At 66.6% G+C, this 20,575-nt stretch carries 24 protein-coding genes and 3 pseudogenes; 18 read left to right on the forward strand and 9 right to left on the reverse strand.

What is annotated here, in order from left to right; genetic code table 11:
- Positions 1-2 precede the first annotated feature (2 nt).
- Positions 3-389, reverse strand: coding sequence for a TfoX/Sxy family protein (locus ACTHQX_RS12640; protein WP_236807556.1), 387 nt, complete (start codon positions 387-389; stop codon positions 3-5).
- A 203-nt stretch (positions 390-592) separates the two neighbouring features.
- On the opposite strand from ACTHQX_RS12640, the gene ACTHQX_RS12645 reads away from it, so the two are divergent.
- From ACTHQX_RS12645 to ACTHQX_RS12675, 7 genes and pseudogenes are all read left to right on the forward strand, one after another.
- Positions 593-1,123: a hypothetical protein gene (locus ACTHQX_RS12645; RefSeq protein WP_440158024.1), complete on the forward strand. Its 531-nt coding sequence runs from the start codon at positions 593-595 to the stop codon at positions 1,121-1,123.
- Positions 1,120-2,346 carry an Nramp family divalent metal transporter gene (locus ACTHQX_RS12650; RefSeq protein WP_440158025.1) on the forward strand — a complete coding sequence of 409 codons (1,227 nt, stop codon included), beginning with the start codon at positions 1,120-1,122 and terminating at the stop codon, positions 2,344-2,346. Before ACTHQX_RS12645 ends, ACTHQX_RS12650 begins: the two co-directional genes overlap by 4 nt.
- Entirely contained in the window at positions 2,343-2,789 is a 447-nt protein-coding gene (locus ACTHQX_RS12655; RefSeq protein ID WP_440158026.1) for a hypothetical protein, read from the forward strand. The genes ACTHQX_RS12650 and ACTHQX_RS12655 overlap by 4 nt, the downstream gene beginning before the upstream one ends.
- On the forward strand, positions 2,776-3,123 hold the full coding sequence (locus tag ACTHQX_RS12660; protein WP_440158027.1) for a PRC-barrel domain-containing protein: 348 nt from the start codon (positions 2,776-2,778) through the stop codon (positions 3,121-3,123). The genes ACTHQX_RS12655 and ACTHQX_RS12660 overlap by 14 nt, the downstream gene beginning before the upstream one ends.
- A 236-nt stretch (positions 3,124-3,359) precedes the next feature.
- Entirely contained in the window at positions 3,360-3,563 is a 204-nt protein-coding gene (locus ACTHQX_RS12665) for a cold-shock protein (protein ID WP_076798513.1), read from the forward strand.
- 107 nt (positions 3,564-3,670) lie between these two features.
- Positions 3,671-4,102 (forward strand): annotated as a pseudogene (locus tag ACTHQX_RS12670) (plasmid pRiA4b ORF-3 family protein); the annotation flags it as partial.
- A pseudogene (locus tag ACTHQX_RS12675) lies at positions 4,098-4,199 on the forward strand (plasmid pRiA4b ORF-3 family protein); the annotation flags it as partial. The pseudogenes ACTHQX_RS12670 and ACTHQX_RS12675, both read left to right, overlap by 5 nt.
- On the opposite strand, the gene ACTHQX_RS12680 reads toward ACTHQX_RS12675, so the two are convergent.
- Positions 4,170-4,406, reverse strand: a complete 237-nt coding sequence (locus ACTHQX_RS12680) for a hypothetical protein (RefSeq protein WP_440158052.1) — start codon at positions 4,404-4,406, stop codon at positions 4,170-4,172. The pseudogene ACTHQX_RS12675 and the gene ACTHQX_RS12680 overlap by 30 nt on opposite strands.
- Before the next feature lie 82 nt (positions 4,407-4,488).
- Between ACTHQX_RS12680 and ACTHQX_RS12685 the strand changes: the two genes are divergently transcribed.
- Positions 4,489-5,001, forward strand: coding sequence for a hypothetical protein (locus ACTHQX_RS12685; RefSeq protein WP_440158053.1), 513 nt, complete (start codon positions 4,489-4,491; stop codon positions 4,999-5,001).
- A 5-nt stretch (positions 5,002-5,006) separates the two neighbouring features.
- Here ACTHQX_RS12685 and ACTHQX_RS12690 read toward each other — a convergent pair whose 3' ends face one another.
- Complete coding sequence (locus tag ACTHQX_RS12690) at positions 5,007-6,851, reverse strand: tetratricopeptide repeat protein (protein ID WP_440158028.1); 1,845 nt, start codon at positions 6,849-6,851, stop codon at positions 5,007-5,009.
- Positions 6,852-6,970: 119 nt separating this feature from the next.
- Here ACTHQX_RS12690 and ACTHQX_RS12695 point away from each other — a divergent pair, with 119 nt between their 5' ends.
- Entirely contained in the window at positions 6,971-7,135 is a 165-nt protein-coding gene (locus ACTHQX_RS12695; RefSeq protein WP_440158029.1) for a hypothetical protein, read from the forward strand.
- Between the two features lie 144 nt (positions 7,136-7,279).
- Entirely contained in the window at positions 7,280-8,632 is a 1,353-nt protein-coding gene (gene nhaA / locus ACTHQX_RS12700) for a Na+/H+ antiporter NhaA (RefSeq protein ID WP_440158030.1), read from the forward strand.
- A gap of 27 nt (positions 8,633-8,659) precedes the next feature.
- On the opposite strand, the gene ACTHQX_RS12705 is transcribed toward nhaA, so the two are convergent.
- Entirely contained in the window at positions 8,660-9,394 is a 735-nt protein-coding gene (locus tag ACTHQX_RS12705) for a FadR/GntR family transcriptional regulator (protein ID WP_440158031.1), read from the reverse strand.
- Positions 9,395-9,585: 191 nt separating this feature from the next.
- On the opposite strand from ACTHQX_RS12705, the gene ACTHQX_RS12710 reads away from it, so the two are divergent.
- The 3 genes from ACTHQX_RS12710 (at position 9,586) to ACTHQX_RS12720 (ending at position 11,980) form a co-directional block, all read left to right on the forward strand.
- Positions 9,586-10,131, forward strand: coding sequence for a gluconokinase (locus ACTHQX_RS12710; RefSeq protein ID WP_440158032.1), 546 nt, complete (start codon positions 9,586-9,588; stop codon positions 10,129-10,131).
- A 57-nt stretch (positions 10,132-10,188) separates the two neighbouring features.
- Complete coding sequence (locus ACTHQX_RS12715) at positions 10,189-11,592, forward strand: GntP family permease (protein WP_440158033.1); 1,404 nt, start codon at positions 10,189-10,191, stop codon at positions 11,590-11,592.
- A gap of 121 nt (positions 11,593-11,713) precedes the next feature.
- The gene (locus ACTHQX_RS12720) at positions 11,714-11,980 is read left to right on the forward strand and encodes a hypothetical protein (protein ID WP_440158034.1); all 267 of its coding nucleotides are present in this window, start codon (positions 11,714-11,716) and stop codon (positions 11,978-11,980) included.
- A gap of 23 nt (positions 11,981-12,003) precedes the next feature.
- Here the strand turns inward: ACTHQX_RS12720 and ACTHQX_RS12725 are convergent, their stop codons facing one another.
- Positions 12,004-12,705, reverse strand: a complete 702-nt coding sequence (locus ACTHQX_RS12725; protein WP_440158035.1) for a type 1 glutamine amidotransferase domain-containing protein — start codon at positions 12,703-12,705, stop codon at positions 12,004-12,006.
- A gap of 40 nt (positions 12,706-12,745) precedes the next feature.
- Positions 12,746-14,065, reverse strand: a complete 1,320-nt coding sequence (locus ACTHQX_RS12730) for a class I SAM-dependent methyltransferase (RefSeq protein ID WP_440158036.1) — start codon at positions 14,063-14,065, stop codon at positions 12,746-12,748.
- 276 nt (positions 14,066-14,341) lie between these two features.
- Here ACTHQX_RS12730 and ACTHQX_RS12735 point away from each other — a divergent pair, with 276 nt between their 5' ends.
- On the forward strand, positions 14,342-14,809 hold the full coding sequence (locus tag ACTHQX_RS12735; protein WP_236807570.1) for a hypothetical protein: 468 nt from the start codon (positions 14,342-14,344) through the stop codon (positions 14,807-14,809).
- A gap of 119 nt (positions 14,810-14,928) precedes the next feature.
- Positions 14,929-16,057, forward strand: a pseudogene (locus tag ACTHQX_RS12740) (alkaline phosphatase D family protein).
- A gap of 25 nt (positions 16,058-16,082) precedes the next feature.
- Here the strand turns inward: ACTHQX_RS12740 and ACTHQX_RS12745 are convergent.
- A complete protein-coding gene (locus tag ACTHQX_RS12745; RefSeq protein WP_440158037.1) occupies positions 16,083-16,436 on the reverse strand; it encodes a GYD domain-containing protein in 354 nt (117 codons plus the stop codon).
- Positions 16,437-16,583: 147 nt separating this feature from the next.
- Between ACTHQX_RS12745 and ACTHQX_RS12750 the strand changes: the two genes are divergently transcribed.
- Entirely contained in the window at positions 16,584-16,796 is a 213-nt protein-coding gene (locus ACTHQX_RS12750) for a hypothetical protein (protein WP_440158038.1), read from the forward strand.
- 14 nt (positions 16,797-16,810) lie between these two features.
- Here the strand turns inward: ACTHQX_RS12750 and ACTHQX_RS12755 are convergent, their stop codons facing one another.
- Entirely contained in the window at positions 16,811-17,038 is a 228-nt protein-coding gene (locus tag ACTHQX_RS12755) for a hypothetical protein (RefSeq protein WP_440158039.1), read from the reverse strand.
- A 190-nt stretch (positions 17,039-17,228) separates the two neighbouring features.
- Here ACTHQX_RS12755 and ACTHQX_RS12760 point away from each other — a divergent pair, with 190 nt between their 5' ends.
- Complete coding sequence (locus tag ACTHQX_RS12760; protein WP_440158040.1) at positions 17,229-18,293, forward strand: hypothetical protein; 1,065 nt, start codon at positions 17,229-17,231, stop codon at positions 18,291-18,293.
- 152 nt (positions 18,294-18,445) lie between these two features.
- The gene (locus ACTHQX_RS12765; protein WP_440158041.1) at positions 18,446-19,201 is read left to right on the forward strand and encodes a ZIP family metal transporter; all 756 of its coding nucleotides are present in this window, start codon (positions 18,446-18,448) and stop codon (positions 19,199-19,201) included.
- 81 nt (positions 19,202-19,282) lie between these two features.
- Here ACTHQX_RS12765 and ACTHQX_RS12770 read toward each other — a convergent pair.
- A partial coding sequence (locus ACTHQX_RS12770; protein ID WP_440158042.1) for a multicopper oxidase domain-containing protein occupies positions 19,283-20,575 on the reverse strand: 1,293 nt, incomplete at its 5' end.

Genomic DNA, 20,575 nt, shown 5'->3' on the forward strand with positions numbered 1-20,575 from the left:
GGCTACTTCTTGGCGGCCTTCGGCTTGGGCTCCTTCGCGGCTTTCGGCGGCAGGCTGGCGACGTACTCGAACGCCTTCTCCGTCCATGCCCTGGCCCGCGCGTCGTCGCCGTCGCCCTCTTCGTTCCAGATCTCCGGCAGGCCTGTGTATCCACCCATGGGGCGCTCGGGTGGGCCGAAGGGGACGGTGCGCTCCCCGGACTCGAGCACCTCCCGGTCCTCGTCGGAGAGCTTGATGCCGATGGTGGGCCCGAACAGACCGGCGAACATGTTGCCGTTGACGAACGCTCCGAGGTTCCCGAACATCGGCTTGATGACCACCTCCGGGCGGTCAGGCACCACGGCCCGGAAGTGCTCTTTGTCAGCCTCGGTCGCTTTGGGCATTTCCATCGTGCGCCTCCGGGTAGCAGGGCTCGGGCAGAAGATGTGGGAATGGCCGTGCGCCATCCCATGCCCCGGATCATACGCCCGGCCGCCGGCCCCGGCCACCACGTCACGGGCCGGCCCAACGGCCGGACAGCCTGGCCAACTTCACCACCCGGCGCTCTGCTGTTTGCCGGCCCGCAGTGCTATACCTAGCTCAAGGCAACTAAATGTGCGGCTGTCTGCAGGGCGGCGATTCGGACGATCCGGCCTGCCCGGAGGCTGGAGGAAAGGTGCTCACCAGGCCAGCCGGAGCGCGGACAGGCCGCCGGGCGCTCCTCGCCGTCGCCTGCCTCGGCGCGCTCGCCGTCCTCACCTCCTGCTCAAGCGCCGTCACGGACACCGTGCCCACCGCCGCCGAGGACAGCGCCTCCGCCATCGCCACCGCCCGGCTCGCCATCCGGCAGGACGCAGACGGCAAGCTCACCCGCGCCGCCACTTCCACTGCGCTCGAGGACGCCCTCAAGGAAGTGCAGACCAGCCGCGATACCGTCCTGCGGCTCTCACCCGCCTCCCCGGAGGACCGTCAGGTGCGGGAGGACGCGCTGAAGGTTCTGGACAGTTCCGCCGCCGGCCTCACCACCGCGAGGGACGCCGTGGCGTCCGACGACGGCGGGCCGTCCCTTTCGGACGGCGCTCGGGCGCTTGCCGCGGCAGAGGACGCCCTGAACAGGCTGAAGTCGAAAGTGGGCGGGAAATGAAGCGCCTGCTCGGCGTCGCACTCGGCATCCTGACGGCCATCGGCGGCTTCGTGGACATCGGCGACCTGGTGACCAACGCCGTCGTCGGATCCCGGTTCGGACTGTCCCTCATCTGGGTGGTGGCGGTTGGCGTCGTCGGCATCTGCGTTTTCGCCAACATGTCCGGGCGGGTGGCGGCCGCCTCCGGCCGGGCCACGTTCGAGGTGATCCGTGAGCGGCTGGGGCCGCGCGCCGGGCTGGCGAACCTGTCCGCGTCCTTCCTCATCAACCTGATGACGGTGACCGCGGAGATCGGCGGCGTCGCCCTGGCCCTGCAGCTCGCCAGCAGCGTCAATTACCTGCTCTGGATTCCGCTGGCTGCTGTGGCGGTGTGGCTGGTGATCTGGCGGGTCAAGTTCTCGATCATGGAAAACGTCACCGGGCTCCTGGGCCTGACCCTGATCGTGTTCGCCGTGGCGCTGTTCCTGCTCAAACCGGACTGGGGCAACCTGGCCAGCCAGGCCATCCCCGCCGTCCCGGACGAGGAAACCGGCGCCACCTACTGGTACTTCGCCATCGCCCTGTTCGGCGCCGCCATGACCCCGTATGAGGTGTTCTTCTTTTCCTCCGGCGCTGTGGAGGAAGGGTGGAAAATCAAGGACCTGATCCAGTCGCGCATCAACGTCCTGGTGGGGTTCCCGCTCGGCGGGCTGCTGTCCGTAGCGATCGCCGGGTGCGCCGCCGTCGTGCTTCTCCCGGCCGGCATCTCCGTCACCTCCCTCTCCCAGGTGATCCTCCCGGTGGCGGAGGGCGCCGGGAAACTGGGGCTCGCCGTCGTCCTCCTGGGCATTGTGGCCGCGACGTTCGCCGCCGCGCTGGAGACGACGCTGTCCAGCGGTTACACACTGGCGCAGTTCTTTGGCTGGTCCTGGGGCAAGTTCCGGGCACCGGCGCAGGCGGCACGGTTCCATCTGGCCATGATCATCTGCCTGCTGGTGGGCATCGGGGTGCTGGCCACCGGCGTGGACCCCGTACTGGTCACCGAATACTCCGTGGTGTTCTCCGCCGTGGCGCTGCCGCTGACGTACCTGCCCATCCTGATCGTCGCCAACGATCCGCAGTACATGGGCAGACACGTCAACGGCCGGGGCGTGAATGTGGTGGCGATGATCTACCTCGTGGTGATCCTCGTGGCCTCGCTGGCGGCCATACCCCTGATGATTGTGACAGGAGCCGGCGCATGAAAACGCCCCGCTCGCTGGCCTCTGGTCCCTTGGCCCCGGTTCCTCCGGTTGCCGGGCAGACACTGGACGCCCAGCTCCACCTGCTGGACCGCCAGGTCCTGGACAGCGACGGCGTCCCCGTCACCACCGTTGACGACCTCGAACTCGGCGCCCCCGAGGGCGGACCTGAGACTCCTACGGGGACGGCGATCCCGCCAGGGACACCTGCCCCGGTTCTCACCGCACTGCTGACCGGCCCCGTCCTGGGAACGCGCATCTTCGGCGGCAGGCCGCCGTCGTCCCGGCTGATCCGGATCCCGTGGACGGACGTGGCCAGCGTCGGCGTGGTGGTCCGGCTCGGCGTCAGCGGCCAGGGCCTGGACGCCGACTGGGTGGAGCGCTGGATCCGCGACAAGATCATCACCCGGATTCCGGGATCGGGAGGCCGCCGTGATCCTCGGTGACCTGTTGGGCACTCCGGTGCACGACGACGACGGCGTGCGGCTGGGGCGCGTGGCCGACGCCCGGTTTGTGGTGGACGGAGCACCGCGCCGGCTGATGGCCGACGCCCGCCTGCTGGGCCTCGTGGTCAGCCCGCACAGCTGGTCGTCGTTCATGGGCTACGAGCGGAACAGTCTCACGCAGCCGTGGCCGCTGCCTAAGCTGCTGCGGTGGCGGCACCGCGGATCCTTTTTTGTGATGTGGGAGGACATTGCGGTGCTCGGCGACCGGATAGTCCGGCTGCGTCCCGGGTACACGCCGTACAGCCCGGCGCTTGACGGGAACGGGCAGGAGTAGTTTCCCTGCTGGCGGGTGCCTGTGGTTTCGGTCTCCAATGGTTGTTGCTGCAAGTTTGTCGTGGGGCCGGGCAAATGTCCTGTAGAGTTGATTCCGTTGTTGTGTTTGCATTGTGTAGTTCAGGCAGTACGCGCGGTCGAAAGTCCGCGTTCTTCTGAAGTAGCGGTTTTGAACACCCCACACCGGAGGACCCGAAAGTCGGGACAGTTCCTCCACCTTCACGAAGGACAAAAATAATGGCTACTGGTACCGTCAAATGGTTTAACGCTGAAAAGGGCTTCGGCTTCATCTCCCCGGACGACTCCTCGCAGGACGTTTTCGCGCACTACTCCGCGATCAACTCCTCCGGCTTCCGCTCCCTCGAAGAGAACCAGAAGGTTTCCTTCGAAACCGAGCAGGGCCCCAAGGGTCCCCAGGCCGTCAACATCCAGGCTCTCTAATTTCCTAGAGAACCGGGACCGTTAGGTTTCGAGCAGGGCCCGTCTTCGGACGGGCCCTGCTTTTGTTAACCCGAGTGTGGAGCGCGCCGAGATGGCAGTTCGCACCAATGTTCTGTTGTGACACTGCCGCGAACTGTCATCTCGGTGGAAGCCGCCGCGCTCCGGAACAATGGCCATCATGCAATCAACCGACGCCGTCCCCTGCCTTTGACCTGCGCATCAGCATCACAGGCACTGAGCCAGAGGTCTGGCGGCGGCGTCAGGTGCCGGAGACTATCACCGTTCCGGAATTCCACCGCGTCCTTCAGGCCGCCTTCGGGTGGGAAAACCGGCACCTCTACGGGATCCGCTGTACTGACGTCCGCGGAGAAGGGCGCGTCATCGTTGGCCCGGACGAGGCTGTCGAGGACAGCTACGCCGAGCCGGCGTCCGGCGTCGCGCTCGTTGAACTTCTGGATGCAAAGAGGACCGGACCTGCCGACTTCGAATACGAATACGACTTCGGCGATGCCTGGGACTCACACCCTCGAGTTGATGGGGCCCGCAGAGCTTCCCGAGAAGACTCTGCGCTGCACGGACGGCGCCAACCGCGGCCCGGTGGAAGATTCAGGCGGTTCGCACGGCTTCCGGCGGATCATTGAAGTCCTGGGCGATCCCGGGCACCCGGAATACGAGGACACCGCGGGCTGGTACAAGTTCGCCACCGGCGAGGACGCCACAACGTTCGCGCCGGCCGGGTCCGACGCCGGCGCACTCAACGCCCGGCTGGACGAGCTTGCCCTCCAGCTGTGGCCCGAGCTGCCCACGGAAGGTGAGATCGACGCCGTCGTCCATTCCGTCCACTGGTTCCTGTCCCAGGTTCCCGCCGACCGGCTGCCGCTAACCCAGGATGGCTACCTCAAACCGGCCTTCGTCAGGGAGACCTTTGAAGCCCTCGGCCTCGGCGACACATGGCCCGGCAAGGCCAACCGCGAGGTCCAGACTCTGCCAGTTCCTGCAGCTCCGGGAGCAGCTGCAGGACTGGAAACTGCTCCGGAAGTCCAAGGGGCGGCTGCTGCTCTCGCCCGCTGGCCGCAAGATGTCCGACGGCGGCCGTCCGTTGTGGGATTATCTCGCCAAAGCCGTCGCCAACCCTTCGGAGGAAGCGGCAGCCATAGTGAACGGCCTCCTGGTGCAATGGTTGCTCGACGGGACCACGCCGCGTTGGGAGGAGCGGGCGCGGATCATCGCTGACACCCTCACTGTCGAAGGGTTCCGCACTAAGGCCGAGCCGCGCATCCCGCTGGACCTTGGCCGGGACATGTACCTCCGCAGCCGCTCGACCCTGAAATGCCTGCAGCTGACGGTTTCCGGCGGCCACTACACCGACCATCCTGTGCTGACCGACGGCGGCCGGAAGTTCCTGCTCCAGGTGCAGGGGCTGCTCAACAGAGGATAGGCCCATTACAGCTGGCCGCGGGCCGCGAGGAACGCGGTCAGCGCTGGGCTGTCGATCTCCTTCGCCAGCCATGGCACGGCCCGGGCTGCGGCGTCGTCGCCAAGTACGGCGCGGTGGGACTGTGCCCGGACCACGAACTCGCGCATCCCGCTCCGGCTCGCAAGTGCGCCGAGGCGCTCCACCACTTCTCCCGCCTGCTCAGACCTTGCCGCCATGGCCACCTCCGCGGCAACGTCCAGCAGCCGGGCCGAGTACCAGAGGTACCAGGGCCTGGGCTCCATGCCTCTTTCCACCCAATGCTGCGCCGCCGCGAGGTCGCCATGCGCCAGGAACAGCCGGGCCTCCGCCCCCGCGGCGAGGGCCATGTAGCAGTGGTCCCCGGCCAGGTCCGCCATCACCCAGGACCGGTCGATCATCTCCGCGGCAGCCTCCAGATCGCCGGCTGCCAGGTACGTTTCGCCGCGGACTCCAGCTACGAAAGGTTCGAATGCTGTCCAATGCTCGGCGAGAATCCACTCCCATGCGTGGTCCAGCGTCTCGGCCCCGAGCTCCAGCTCCCCGCGCAGCAGCCACACGCGGCCAAGGAGCGCGCTGCTGAACGCCAGCTGCCGGCGGTTCCGCGCCTCCCGGGCCAGCCTGACGGACGCGGTCAGCGCCTCCACCGCTTCGCCATAACGTGCGGTGTCCGACGCCAGCATGCCTTGGATTGCCAGGACCCGCGCCTGCTCCTCAGGGAATCCGCCCGCGGCTTTTCTGGCCTGCGCCAGCCAGCCCGCCGCGCGGTCCGGAACGCCCCGCTGGACGGACAGGTACCCCAACTCGCGGTACGCGGCCGCGGTAGTGGGGGAGACGCCGTCGTGCTTTTCCGCCTGGACCCTGTCCTTCGGTGCGTCGGCCGGAGATGCCTCAGCCGACAACGCCCGGTGCAGGAAGTCCGCCACCTCAGCGCCGCGGCCGCCCGCCTGGTGGATCATTGCCCCGGCCAGCGTGACCAGCGACTCGGCGAGAAGGTGGTGGTCCGGGGTGCGCTGGGCCAGGACGACGGCGAGCCGCAGCTGATCCAGCCCCCGGTCCACGGCTCCGACCGAGAGCGAGGCGCCGCCGGCGTCGAGATAGGACCGCACGGTGGCCGCGGTGGCGGGAACTCCCGGGTCGGCCTCCGGCTCTGCACCGGACAGTGCCCTGCGGATTTCCGGCGGCAGAGGCATGCCCAGCTCGTCGCGGTAGAGGTTGGCGCACTTGGCCACATGCTCGCGGGCATGCCGGTGCTCACCGATCGCCACCAGCGCCCGGACCAGCACAGCGTTGCAGTCGGTGTGGAACGGGTCCCGCTGCAGCGCCCGGGCAGCCAGTTCCGCTGCCCCGCGGGGATCGCCGGAAGCCAGCGCGGACACCGAGGACTCGTACAGCAGTGACTGCGCGCAGTTCTCCAGCCGGTAGCGCTGGTCCGCCAGCCAGGAATCGAACACCGGGCAATCGCCGAAGGATAACCCCTCCAGCAGTTGGCCGTTCAGGCTGTGCGGGTCGGGGCGGGGGATGGCACCCGCCCCGACGAGTTCGACGGCGTCGCAGCGCCACGGCGGCTGCAGCGCCAGCCGAAGCGGATCGCCGTCCAGCGTTACACCTGCGAGCGTCCGCCGCAGCTCGGAGAGGTTCCAGCGCAGGGCGCCGAGCGGATCAGCAGCATCGGGAAACAGCAGTGTGGCGGTCCTCGATCGTCCGGTGCCGGCAGCCTGCAGGGCGAGGTAGGCCAGCACAGCCCAGGCCTTGCGGCCGCGGGGCTGTGGAGGACTTGCGCCAAGGGCCTCGATCCGCGGCGGACCGAGGAGCCGGATCCACGTCTCGGCCATACGGCTCATGGTACCGCCGCGGCTTTTCGCTGTCTGCGGTGGCTCACACGCTTGCTCACACGCGTGCCGCACACACTGAAATCACCAATCAGCACCAACACTCATCCGAGGGAAACACCATGGAACTGCTCATCGTCATCCTGCTCGTTGGACTCTGGGTTATCGGCGCCACCGTCCGTGCCGTCCTCACCGACGGCCGTGGCCACACTCCCGGTGTGCGCTCCACCGAGGACTGGCACGCAGGGCGTCTGCCCAGCGTTCCCTTCTCGGATGCTCGGCTTTAGGGCTGAGGGCTTTGGTTTCGGCGGGCTCAACGGGTCAACCGGGGACCGTTCGTGTCAGGGCGGCCCCGTCCCATAGACTGGAGGCAGGTGAGCCGGGAAGTCTGGTCGGCACGGTATTTGTCGACCCAACGATCAGGACGCCTAATGGACCAGAACCCACCCTCAACTCCGCCCCGCCGCGGATCCACCGTCTTCGGACGCGGCAGCTACGCCGAGGCGCTGCGCATTGCGGCGATACTGCGGAAAGAAACCGTCGGCGGCACCCTGCTGGTCGCCGCAGCCGTTATCGCGCTCATCTGGGCCAATTCCCCCCTGGCCGAGAGCTATTTCGGACTCCGGGACTTCAGGATCGGCTACGAGCCCTGGCACCTTAACCTCAGCCTCGGAGCCTGGGCCGCCGATGGCCTGCTGGCAATCTTCTTCTTCCTCGTCGGACTCGAACTCAAACGGGAGTTCGTCGCCGGAGACCTGCGACAGATCAGCAAATCCATCGTCCCGATCGCCGCCGCCGTCGGCGGCGTCGTTGTGCCCGCGGTAATCTACGCCCTAATCAACCTCTCGAGTCCGGAGACGTTGCGGGGATGGGCGATCCCCACGGCCACCGACATCGCCTTTGCCGTGGCCGTCCTGGCGATCATCGGCTCCCACCTGCCCAGCGCGCTGCGGATCTTCCTGCTCACCCTCGCCGTGGTCGATGACCTGATCGCGATCAGCATCATCGCCGTCTTCTACTCCAGCGAGATCCAGCCCGGGCCACTGCTGCTGGCGCTGATCCCTCTGGGCCTCTACACCTTCCTCGCCCAGAAATACCGCCGGTTCTTCGGCACCAGGCTGGCATCTGCCTGGCTCATCCTGCTGCCCCTGGGCATCGCCACTTGGGCGCTCGTTCACGCCTCAGGCATCCACGCCACCGTCGCCGGGGTGCTGCTGGGATTCGCCGTCCCCGTGATCCGCTCCCAGGCCAGCGGTGGTCCCAAAGTCGGCCCCGGCCTCGCGGAAACGTTCGAACACCGCTTCCGCCCCATCTCCGCCGGCATCGCCGTACCGATCTTCGCGTTTTTCTCCGCCGGAGTCGCCGTCGGAGGATGGGAAGGACTGGTCTCGGCCCTGACCGACCCGGTCGCCCTAGGCATCATCCTCGCCCTCGTGCTGGGTAAGCCTGCCGGGATTCTCGGCACCACCTGGATTCTCACGAAGGCAACCAGGGCAAGGCTGGATGATTCCTTCAAATGGATCGACATCTTCGGAGTCTCCGTCCTGGCGGGAATAGGTTTCACCGTCTCCCTGCTCGTGGCTGAACTGAGTTTCGGTCACGGAAGCATCCATGACGACCACGCTAAAGTCGGCATTCTAACCGCGTCCCTCATTGCTGCACTGCTCGCAGCCGCCGTCCTCAGCACCAGAAACCGCCAATACCGGCTGGCAGAAGCTGAAGAGGAAATCGACTCAGACCAGGACGGCATCCCCGACGTCTATGAACAGGACCACCGCTCCTGAACCCAGTGTGGCGGGCGCAACCAGCGCCTAGTGCAGCCCCATTGCTTCGCGGACCTCGTCGAGGATGTGGTGCACAGCCCTCTCCGCTGCCGTGGCGTCCCCGGCAGCAACCGCGGCCGCCGCTTCCTCATGCGCGTCGAGCGCCTCGGGCCGCGGCTTGAACGGCATGAGCCCCTGCTGCGTGCGGCTGGTGAGCACTTCGGCCACCATCCCTTCGAGGGACGAGAACATTTCGTTGCCGCAGCTCTTCAACAGCAGCCGGTGGTAGGCGATGTCCGCCTCGAGGAAGCCCTCTAGCTCTCCCGCTTCTCCCAGCCGCCGCAGGTCCGCGGCCAGTGCCACGAGCTGGCTGCGTTCCGCGGCGCTGGCCCGGCGGGCTGCACCTGCCGCTGCAATGGGTTCGACGGCGATGCGCAGCTCGGTGAGGCTGGCGTACTGCTGGGCGCGACGCTTGGATGCGAGGCGCCACCGCACCAGCTTGGGGTCGTAGACATTCCAGAGCTCCGGGCTCTGCACCACGATCCCCACCCGGCGGCGCGAGTAAACGAGGTTCATCGACTCGAGCACCTTCATGGTGTCCCGAGCCACGGTCCGGGACACGCCGTACTCCTGCTGCAGGCCTTCAAGGGTCAGGCGGCTTCCCGGCGCCAGTGCGCCGGAGGCGATAGCGACGCCTACAGCGTCGAGGACGCGCTCGTGCATGGCGGGTGACAACCCGCCGTCGTCCGCGTTATCCGCCCGGTCTTCTGTCGCCGTCGACATCATCCTGCCTTCCCTTTGCGCTGAAGCGCTCCTTAAGAATACCGGAAGAAGACGGCAAAGGTATGACCTGTGACACGAAAAGATAGTATCTTTTACGTAAATTGGTGATACCTTAATCTCCAGCGCAGTTCGAACCGGGCTGCTGATTGAGCTTCTTCCACAAGCCAAAGACGTCTTCTTCGGAGGTAAACATGCAGTATCCAGCCACGCATCTGGTGGTGATGGGCGTTGCCGGTTCGGGCAAGTCCACCATCGCCGCGGCCCTGTCCAAGCACCTAGGCTGGGCAAGCGCGGAGGCGGACGAGTTCCACCCGCAGTCCAACATCGACAAGATGAGCCGGGGCATCCCGCTGCAGGACGAGGACCGCTGGCCCTGGCTGCAGCAGATCCAGAACTGGATGACCGGGCAGGCGCGCGCCGGCCAAAGCACCGTGCTCACCTGCTCCGCGCTCAAGCAGAGCTACCGCAAGCTGCTGGCCGAAGCCGAAGGCCGTGTCCTCTTCATCCACCTGCACGGCGATGCCGCCCTGATCAGCCAGCGCATGCAGGGACGCGAGGGCCACTTCATGCCGCCCACGCTTCTGCCCAGTCAGCTGGCCACCCTGGAACCGCTGACCGCCGAAGAACTGGAAGGTGGCAGCCTCCGCCTGGACATCACACGCTCCCCGGAGGAACTCATCGAGGCCATCCTCGCAGCGCTGAAGCTCCCGTCGGGCAAAGCACCGTGCACTAACTAAGCGCCCGCTTCACTCTTTCACCTCCCCAACTGCAAGTCCCTGTTTCAAAGGAGAACCATGACCATCGAAGGATGGACCCAAACACTGGGCGCAGGACCACTGCTGCTAATCGCGGCTGCCGCAATCGGCGTCCTGCTGTTCCTGATCATCAGGCTGCGCATGCACGCGCTGCTTGCGCTGATCCTGGTCAGCCTCGCCACGGCCTTCGCCACGGGCATCCCCGCCAACCAGGTGGTGCCGGTGCTGGTGAACGGTTTCGGCACCACCCTCGGCACCGTTGCGCTGCTTGTCGGTCTGGGCGCCATGCTGGGCCGCATCGTGGAAACCAGCGGCGGCGCGAAGGTGCTGGCCGACTACCTGATCGGCATCTTCGGTGAAAAGCGCGCCCCGTTCGCGCTGGGCCTCGCCTCCCTGATCTTCGGCTTCCCGATCTTCTTCGACGCCGGCCTCGTGGTCATGCTCCCCGTCGTGTTCGCCGTGGCGCACCGTCTGGGCGGCGGAGTGCTGCGCTATGGCCTCCCCGCTGCCGGTGCCTTCTCCGTGATGCACATCTTCCTGCCGCCGCACCCGGGACCCGTCTCGGCGTCGGCCTTCTTTGAGGCGAACGTCGGCCTGGTCACCATCGCCGGCCTCCTGACCGCGATCCCCACCTGGTACGTCACCGCCTACCTGTACGGCCTGTGGACCGGTAAGAAGCTGGTGCTCCCGGTTCCCGAACTCCTTGGCCACGCCAGTGCCGACGCCGAATCCCACCCGCCGAGGTTCCGTACCGTCATTGGCCTGCTGCTTCTGCCGCTGGTCCTGATATTCATCAACACGGGCCTGAACACCTTCGCCGCATCCGGCGTCCTGTCCGAATCGGTCAAGGACGAGCAGTGGTTCCAGGTGCTGCGGACCCTGGGCGAGACCCCGGTGGCCCTGCTCATTTCTGTCCTCGTGGCGATGTTCGTCCTCGGCGCCCGCCGTGGCGTCCACAACGGTGCACTGGAGAAGCTGCTCGAGTCCTCGCTGGGCCCGGTCTGCTCGGTCATCCTCATCACCGGCGCCGGCGGCATGTTCGGCGGTGTGCTGCGCACCTCCGGCATCGGCGACGCCCTTGCGGACGTGCTGGGCAACATGGGCATCCCGTTGATCCTGGCAGGCTTCTTGGTCTCCTCGATCTTGCGCATCGCCCAGGGCTCCGCGACAGTGGCGCTGACCACCACCGCAGGCCTTATCGCTCCCGCCGTCGCCTCGGCCGGACTGAACGGGATGCAGATCGCCGCCATGGTGATCGCCGTGGCCGCCGGCTCCGTGGTGGTCTCCCATGTAAACGACTCGGGCTTTTGGCTGGTGGGCCGCTTCTTCGGCATGGACGTCAAGACCACGCTGAAGACCTGGACAATCATGGAAACCCTCATCGGTGTCATGGGCTTCGCCATCGCGGCGGTGATCTTCCTGGTCGCCGGGCTGGCGGGTTAGCGCCACTTACCGCTGATCGAGCCTGTCGAGATCAAGGGTCACCTGGTTTCGACAGGCTCAACCAGCAGTGGTGGCTGAGAAGTAGGGCAGACTGGAACCCCCAACCAGAAGGCGGACCACATTGATCAATCTGCAGCAGGATGCCGAAGGCTTCATCCGGATGAACCGGCATTTCCCGGAGAACATCCTCGTCTCCGTCACCTTTTCCGACGGCACAGCGGAGAAGGTCTCCGGCAAGCGTCTCAACCAGGCCTACGACGAAGCCCTGGCCGAGTTCCGCGCACAGAACCACCTGGATGCGAAGGGATTCTCGCGTCACCAGAAGAGCCGGAGCAACCCCGGAAACAAGGTCGACTTCGTGCGCGTCCAGCCCGGCATGGGCGACTGAGGGGTAGCTGTTCCAGCCAGAGCCTACTCGGCGAGGGCCTTGATGACCTCCTTGGCCACGTCCTCGCTGGACTGCGGGTTCTGGCCGCTGATCAGGTTGCCTTCCCGCACCACGTAGCTGGCCCAGTCCGGGCCGGTTTCCACGTTGGCGCCCTTCTCCCGCAGCGCCGTCTCCACAAACCACGGCGTGTTCTCGCCGGTGCCGCCGCCCAGTTCCTCCGAGTTCGCGAACACCGCCAGCTTGCGGCCAGCGAAAGCGAACGCGCCGTCGTCGGCCGTGGCGCTGAGCAGGCCCGCCGGGCCGTGGCAGAAGGGCGCGATGATCTTGCCGGCCCCGTTGGCCTCCACGAGGATCCGGCCGAGGTCCTTGTCCTGGAACAGGTCCGCCATGGGGCCATGGCCGCCCGGCAGGACGACGGCGTCGTACCCGGACAGGTCGACGTTGGCCAGCACCAGCGGCGCGAAGAGGTCGACGTCGATCATGTCCAGATAGGTGCGGAAGTCCTCCGCCCGCTCCTCGCTGCCGACCATTTCCGCCTGCAGGCTGATCTTATCGACGGTGGGCTTGACGCCGCCGGGCGTGGCGAAGTCCACGTTGTGCCCGGCCTGCTGCAGGGTCCGGTGTGCCACCACCAGCTCTTCTGCCCAGAACCCGGTGGGGTGCTGGCTGCCATCCTTCATGGTCAGCGAATCGGCCGCCGAGACGACCATCAGAATGTTAGCCATTGTCCTTGCTCCTTATGTGGGTTTCTTGGTTTCGACAGGCTTAACCAGCAGTCCATTCCCTCAGCCGCAGCGGCGGCTCCTGGCCGCCGCGCTTCTGCACCAGCACCTGGTTCACGCCTGTCAGGCCGTCTTCGAATCCGAGCGCGCTGGCCGCCATGTACAGCCGCCAGACGCGGGCGCGGCCGTCAGTTGTGAGCCGCACGGCTTCGTCCCAGTTCTCCTCGAGGTTCTTGACCCATGCGCGCAGCGTCAGGGCATAGTGCCGGCGGAGGGCCTCGACGTCGAGCACTTCGAAGCCGCCGCCCTCCAGCGCCGTCATGACCTCGGAAAGGCTGAGCATCTGGCCGTCGGGGAAGACGTAGCGGGGGATGAAGGAATCGGGATCGTCCTCCGTGTGCCCGGCGTTCCAGGAGATGGCGTGATTAAGCATGCGGCCGCCCGGGCGGAGCAGGCTGTGGAGCTGCGAGACGTAGCGATTCAGCTGCTCGCGGCCCACGTGCTCGGACATGCCGATGGAGCTGATCGCATCGAACGGGCCGTCGTCGATTTCGCGGTAGTCCTGGACGCGGATCTCCACTCGGTCCGTCAGTCCGGCTTCGGCCACCCGCTTGCGGACCAGCTCGGCCTGTTCGGTGGAAATCGTGATTCCAACAACGGTGACGCCGTACCGCTCGGCGGCGTGCAGGGCGAAGCTGCCCCAGCCGCAGCCAACGTCCAGCAGGCGCTGGCCCGGCTGCAGGCCCAGTTTGCGGCAGACCAGATCGAGCTTCTCCTCCTGGGCTTCTTCCAGGCTTTTGCTTTCATCGGACCAGACTGCGCAGGAATACACCATCGACGGGCCGAGGAGCAGCCGGTAGAAGTCGTTGCCGACGTCGTAGTGGTGTGAGATCGCGGCGGCGTCGCGCTTCTTGGAGTGCCTGTGGCCGTGCTTTTCCACCTTCGCTTCCTCCGGCGGGGGAGCAGGGTTGGGGCCCAGCGCGCCGAGCAGGATGCCGGTTTTCAGCAGCGTCCAGAGTTCCCGGGGCGTCGGCGGGCTGAATGGGCCTGGTTCGGCGAACTTGCCGGCGGAACTCAGCGCGGCGAAGGCCTCGAAGATGTCGCCGTGTGCGGTGATTTCACCGGCGACGTACGCCCGGCTCAGGCCCAGCTGCCCAGGGGACCAGAGGATCCGGCGCAATGCCCGGCGGGACGTGAACTCGATCAGCGGCGCATCAGCGGGGCCCGCTTCTGAGCCATCCCAGGCCCGCAAACGGACCGGTATCAGGTCGGCGCCTGCTTCTCCAGTGCCGAGCTCCCCGGTGCCGAGGACGATGGCCAATGCATTTGCCAGCTTTGGTGCCGCTCCGGTCGTCTTTGCCATAGTCGTCGCCTCTCATCCCGTGCCCCAGCTCGGGCTGCGCCATTGCAGTCCTGTGGGATTAAGCTACACAAGCCTGCCTGCGCCGGACAGGGAGACAGACCTGTCTCCCTGGCCGGCAGGTTGTGGAGCGCCCGTTCCCTCCGCCCGCTTCGCGAAGTCGCGCATCATCGTGTCAGGGCGGAGCGGAGCTGCCCCAACTTCCCGGCTCTGGACCGCCACCCCCGCCGGTGGGATCCTGATCCAAAACGTCGAGGGGGGAGAAAGGTGTAGCAGACCATGGACGAATCCGCGGATACGCGTCAACGGCTGTCCGACCGCATAGACCAGAAGCAGCAGGCCATCCGTTCCTACCTCGGACGGGAACGGCCGCGGCGGAACAGACTCTCCAACATCAGCATTGTGGGCAGTGCCCTGGCAGCCACGCTCACGGCCGGCCCCGCGGTGGGTGGAACGGGATTTACCGAGGCGATCCGGGGCATCTTTTCCCTAGGCGACGACTCCATTGTTTGGCGGTTCCTCTGTTTGGCGGCAGTGATTCTCTCGGTCGCCGCCGCGCTGGCCACGAACTTCGCCAATTCCCGGGCCCTGGGCGAAAAGGTCAGTGCGGCCGAGAGCGCCAACGCCCAGCTCGATGGACTACAGCTGTCCCTGAACTTCGGCAACCTGGCCGTGGCCGACGCCCTCAAGCTCTACCAGCAAGCCGTAGCGCCGGTGGCGTTCGTGGACGAGGTGCCCTCGCGCTGAGCTGCTTTACAAGAAAACGTACGACGGCGGGTGGCGGGCTTAGTCCTGCGCACTCCGTCACCGGCGTGCTTCGCTGAGTTCACCCCGCCGTCGTTAGCCCGTAACCCGGCCCGTCAAGCATGGGCCTCATGACTGCTCTTTCCCGCCGCAACGTCCTCAAAGGTGCCATCGCCGCTGCCGGTGCCGCCGCCGTCGCCCCTTCCCTGGTGGTCCCGGCGCACGCCGCCCGCCCTGCCGCGGTTTCCCTGGTCCGCAACCGCCTGACCCTGCCGTCCGGCATTTCAACCGGGGACGTCACCACCAACTCGGGCGTCCTCTGGTCCCGGCGTCAGGCGCGGGCCGGCTGGTGGCCAACCTGCTGGCCGTGGACGAGGACGGATCCGCGCTGCCGCTGGTCCCGCAGCGCCGGCACCAAGCGCGGGCAAAGCTTCGTCTGGACCGGGGACACCGCCGGCCAGGGCTGGGGCATTAACGAGGACATCGGCGGGATGCGCGGATACGCAGCCATGCTCGCCACCAGGCAGGACTTCTTCATCCACGCGGGCGACACCATTTACGCTGACGGCCCCATCGCCGCCAAGGTCACCGAGCCCGGCGGCCAGATTTGGCGCAACCTCGTGACGGAAGAGGTCTCGAAGGTGGCCGAAACCCTGGAGGAATACCGCGGCCGGCACCGCTACAACCTCATGGACAGGAACATCCGCGCCCTCTACACCGAGGTTCCTGTCATCGCCCAGTGGGACGACCACGAAACCACCAACAACTGGTACCCCGGCGAAATCCTCAACGACTCCCGCTACACCGAGCGCCGCGTGGACGTCCTCGCCGCCCGCGGCCGCCAGGCCTGGCAGGAATACCAGCCCATCGCCCAGCTCAGCGACGGCAGCCGGATTCGAACCGGCCCACATCTACCGCAAGATCTCCCGCGGGCCGCAGCTGGACGTCTTCTGCCTGGACATGCGCACCTTTAAAGACCCCAACACGGACGGCAAGGAAACGCGCCTCACGCACATCCTCGGGCAAGAACAGGCCGACTGGCTCATCCGTGAGAACGTGGTCTGGCTCACCGCGGACGTGCACTACTGCGCCCTTTCCCGGGCCGGCGCCTACGCCGGCGAGTCCCCGCGCAGCGGCGAAAGCCAGTACTTCGGCCACGTGGACCTCGGCGAGGACGACGTGTTCTCAGTTACCCTCCGCAACGCGAACGGCACGGTGATCTTCCGCAAGGACCTGAACCCGCAGCGCTGAGCCCGCTGCATCGACGGCGCCCGGCTCAGTCGACGGTAACTTCGGGCTGCCCTGCGGCGCCGGGAGGCTGGTACCTGATCTGCGCGGCCTGCCGCATTGCATCCATCGTCTCCTCGACGGTCAGGAGCACCGTGGTTTCGAGTGAGCCGAGCGCACCGCCTCCGCTGATGGCCATCGCTACCGCCGCCATCGACACGTTGCTGGGGGCCTCCCACAGGTTGTAGCCGTCGTGGCTACCGAAGGCGTACCAGAAACCGTGGAGCTTCCCGCCGACCGATTCGATGTAGGCCTGTGCGGCCTTTCGTCGGTCTTCGGGGTTGCTGATCAGCCTTGCCCACGTTTTCGGTGTGTAGCTGAATCTGGATAGATAGAGGGGCATGGTCTTGTCCTTTCGTTCGCCGTCGGAAGCGGGATTTACCCAGAATGGCAGGCCCCTCTGCGGCCAGCAACGGGAATGCTCCACCGTCCGAAGAACACCCCGTCCAGATGGGTAGCCACCCGGTGAGTCCGGTGGGAGGATTCCAATATGAGCGAGAACTTTCTGGAACACGGACCCCATCTCCACGCCCATTCGGCCCCTACTACGCAGCAGATGCGGACCGTGGGCCAACGCCGCCGGGACGCGGAAGAGAAGCTGGAGCAGCATCTTCAGGAAGCCCGCCACAAAGACCCTCTGCACACCGGCCAGTTGCCCGTGCAGGACGCTGGTGGCGCCGCGGATCCGAATCCGGGGGGCTAGTCGCCGCCGGTGCCCTAACCCCGCAAGCTCGGCCAGGGAACACTGCCGGCGCTGGCAAACAACGCCCTTGCGGTCTGCACGTTGTCGAAGTGATGGATGACCAGGACATTGTCCGGATCATGCGCCATCCGATGAACCGACTGTTGAGTGACGCCGTCGTTCTGCATGCAGGCGACGGAATCGTAGACCTTGCGCCATGCGTCGTAGTCGGCAACGCGGTGAAGGACGAGTGAAACAGCCATTCTCCTTTGAAGCGGTGCTACTCCCGCGGGCGAGGTGTCAACGGCCTTTTCATTGACCGAATGGCGCACGTCACATTTTCAGCAGAGAACGTAATCCTGCATGGCTTCTGCAAGAATAGCGAAGTCATGTGCGGGAGGTCACAAGCAACGGCGCTTGGGACCTCCCGTGCAATGCCCTGGGGAGGCAAGGATGTCAGGAATCAGTTTTACGGCCATCGGCTTCGAGACGGCCAACAGCCACCGCGGCTCGGCGTGCGCCGTCGGCCTGGTGAAGGTCCGGGACGGGCACATCGTGGACACGGCGTCGTGGCTCATCAAGCCGCCGCCCGGCATCGACGACTTCGATCCCATTAACGTGGAGCTTCACGGCATCCCCAAACCGGACGTCCAGAACGCCGCGGACTGGGAGATGTCCCTCGAGGGCATTCTGCAGTTCGTCTCCGAGGATCCGATCGTGGCTTTCGATGCCGCCTACGACGCCTCCGTGATGCGCACAGCCACCGAGCACGAGCAACTGGACCTGCCGGCCAAGGACTTCTACTGCGCGCTGCACCTCGCGGAAGACCAACTGACCCTGCCGCGGCACCGCCTCAGCGACGTGCTGGCCGCGCTGGAACTTCCACCCGTCGAGCGGCACGAGCCGCGGGCACACGCACTGGCCTGTGCCCGGATCGTCCTCGCCATCGCCTCCCGCCGCGGCTTCACCACTCTGGCCGAGGTCTGGGAAGGGCCGACGACGGCGGTCGGCAAGCGCCACCGTGGCCGTCGCGTCCGCGCCGACTCCGGCCCGGAAGCTGGAACGCCCGACGCCGGACAGCACCTGATTGCCGACGGCGGCATGAACGGCGGGGCCGGCAGGGTTGAGGCCGGGACAGCTCAAACCGGCAGCGCTGACCTGCTGCAGCTGCCCCGGACCGAGGCTAAGCTTCCCGACTTTGAGCTTCCCGACTTTGAGCGCCCCGACTCTGAGCGCTCAGACAGTGACCGCATTGAACCGACCGCCGCTGCCAAACCGAGAGCCGCGAAGGGCGCACTCCGCACCGCAGCGGGGCTGGTCCTGTTCGCACTGGGCGTGGCGGCCGCCGTCGGGCTCGCCTACCTTACCGGACTCACCATCCGGTACGTCGCCGCTGGCCAGGCCGCCACAGCTGCCCTGACGCTCGGGGCCGCCGCGGCCACCATGTGGGCGGTCTGGGCAAGCATCACCCGCGGCTGGCACCGGCTCCGCACCCCGGCAACTGACAGCGGCAACTGACCGCCGGTAACTGACCTGCCCCGTCTCCGGCCTGCCGGCGCGGGTTCATACTTCCCGTCTGCGAGAATGCTCGTGGACCGGGGCGGGCGTAACTGAACAAGGCCGGCCCTTCAGCTCAACGAGGCCTCACGGCCCGGGGAAGGCGGACATCCATGCCCATGTGGGCCCAGGCGCTATTTTGGGGAACTCTGGCCGGCGGAGCGCTGGTTCTCGGCTCGGGATTGTCCTGGAAATGGAACATCCCCGCCAAGCTTGTCTCCTCGATCATGGCGTTCGGCGCCGGCGTGCTCATCTCCGCGCTGGCGTTCGAGCTCGTGGACGAGGCGGTGCAGGGCGGAGGACTCTGGCCCACGGTCCTCGGCTTCCTTGCCGGTGCGGTGGTCTACGTGGGCGCCAACGCACTACTGGCCCGCTCCGGAGCCAAACACCGGAAGCGCTCCAAGGACCAGCAGCCCTCCGAAAAGGACGACCCGGGCAGCGGCACAGCCATCGCCGTCGGGGCACTCCTGGACGGCATTCCTGAATCGGTGGTCCTCGGCCTGGGCCTCATCACCGCAGGCACCGTAAGCCCGGCCATGCTCGCCGCCGTCTTCATCTCGAACGTCCCCGAAGGGCTGTCCAGCACGGCAGGCATGAAGAAGGCCGGCCGCAACGCCAAGTACGTCTTCGGCGTATGGGGCGGCATCGCGCTCCTCTGCGGGCTCGCCTCACTGATCGGCTACACCGCGCTTGAAACCGCGCCCGACAGCATGGTCGCCTTCATCACCGCCGTCGCCGCCGGCGGTATCCTCGCCATGCTTGCTGACACGATGATCCCCGAGGCCTTCGAGGAGCACCACAACCTCACCGGCCTGGTGGCCGCCGTGGGCTTCCTCTCCGCGTTTACCATCCACCACATTGGCGGCTAGCTGGTTACCCCGACGACGGGTGGCCGGCGACGCTGACGTCCACCCGCCGTCGAGCTTTAGCGACCGATCCGAACGGACCGGTCAGGCAGCCGTGACCGTGACAGTCCTGGTGGCGAGAACCTTCGACGTGATCCAGTGCAGGAACTGGACGCTGATGGTGTATTTGCCGGGAGCCGGGGGATGCAACAGGTAGTCAAACTTCTCGGCGGCGCCGGACTTGATGATGTTGGTCAGGAGCGGCTGGCGGGCGATCGAGGGCTGCACCGCCGGGCCCGTGGGGCTGGGCGTCGTCCAGAAAGGCCGGCCGTCGTGGGCGACCAGCTCGGCGATCCTGGCTGGCCTGCCCGCCGCATCCGTTATGGTGGTCACCGTGGGGAAGTAATCGACGTTGACCATGCGGATCAGCGTCGGATACTTGCCGTTCCGAACGACGTTGGCCCGCATCTGGGAGACGGTCCAGACTACGTCGTCGCCCCTCGGCCGGCTGGGGATGTTGCCGCCGAGGAGGAAAAAATGCCTTGGCTCAAAGCGGTTCAGCCCAGCGTCCTCGCCGTTAAGCCCGGCGGCATGGTTCAGTTCGTGCCACCGCGGATCGAGGGAGTACGGCGCGATCAGGGTTTCCGTGGCGATGTCATAGAGCGGACCTTCAAAGGTGTGGCGGCGTGTCCCGGCCGGTGCGGGCATGGCAGGGTTGGCCGGAGGGTCGACGACGACCGCGCCGAACATGCCCATCTGGACGTGGAGGGGGGTGTTGACGTGGCAGTGGTAGAAGTAGGTGCCCGCCGAGCCGCGGTTGGGGTTGCCGCGCTCGGCGACGTCGGGCCTCCACTGGTAGGTGTAATGGCCGGTGACCTCGAAGGAGGTGTGGCCCACACCGTCGTTCCTCGGATCCGGCTCGATGCCGTGCCAGTGGATGGTGTGGACCCTCTTGCTGGGCTTGATGGTCGACTGGAACAGCTGGCCCTCCTGCATCCGCACCGTAGACCCCGGGAACTGGCGCCCTAATTCGTTGCCCTCGAAGCTCCACATCTCATGCTCGGAACCGTCGGGAAAATCGAACTTCCTGTTGAAGAAGTCCAACTCGAGGAACACGTCAGGCTTCAGCGCAAACTCGGTTTCCGGGCTGCCCTCATGGGGCTGGTCGGAGGAGAAATCCACCTGGCTCCTGAAGGTGTGGTGCGGATCCGCGGCCGTCGGCGGCGTCCCCTGCGCCGGGGCGGGCTGGGCGGCCAGCACCCAGTCCGCCACCAGCCCGCCGGGGTACAAGCCGCCGCGGGCTGTCTGGGACGGTTCGGCGTGGCAGTGCATGGGGTAGGTCCAGTCCTCGTTCCTGGCGTTCCACACCTGATCCACAGTGTCCGGCGGCCGCCTGAC

This window comes from Arthrobacter sp. SAFR-023 (assembly GCF_051965295.1).
Lineage (GTDB): Bacteria > Actinomycetota > Actinomycetes > Actinomycetales > Micrococcaceae > Arthrobacter.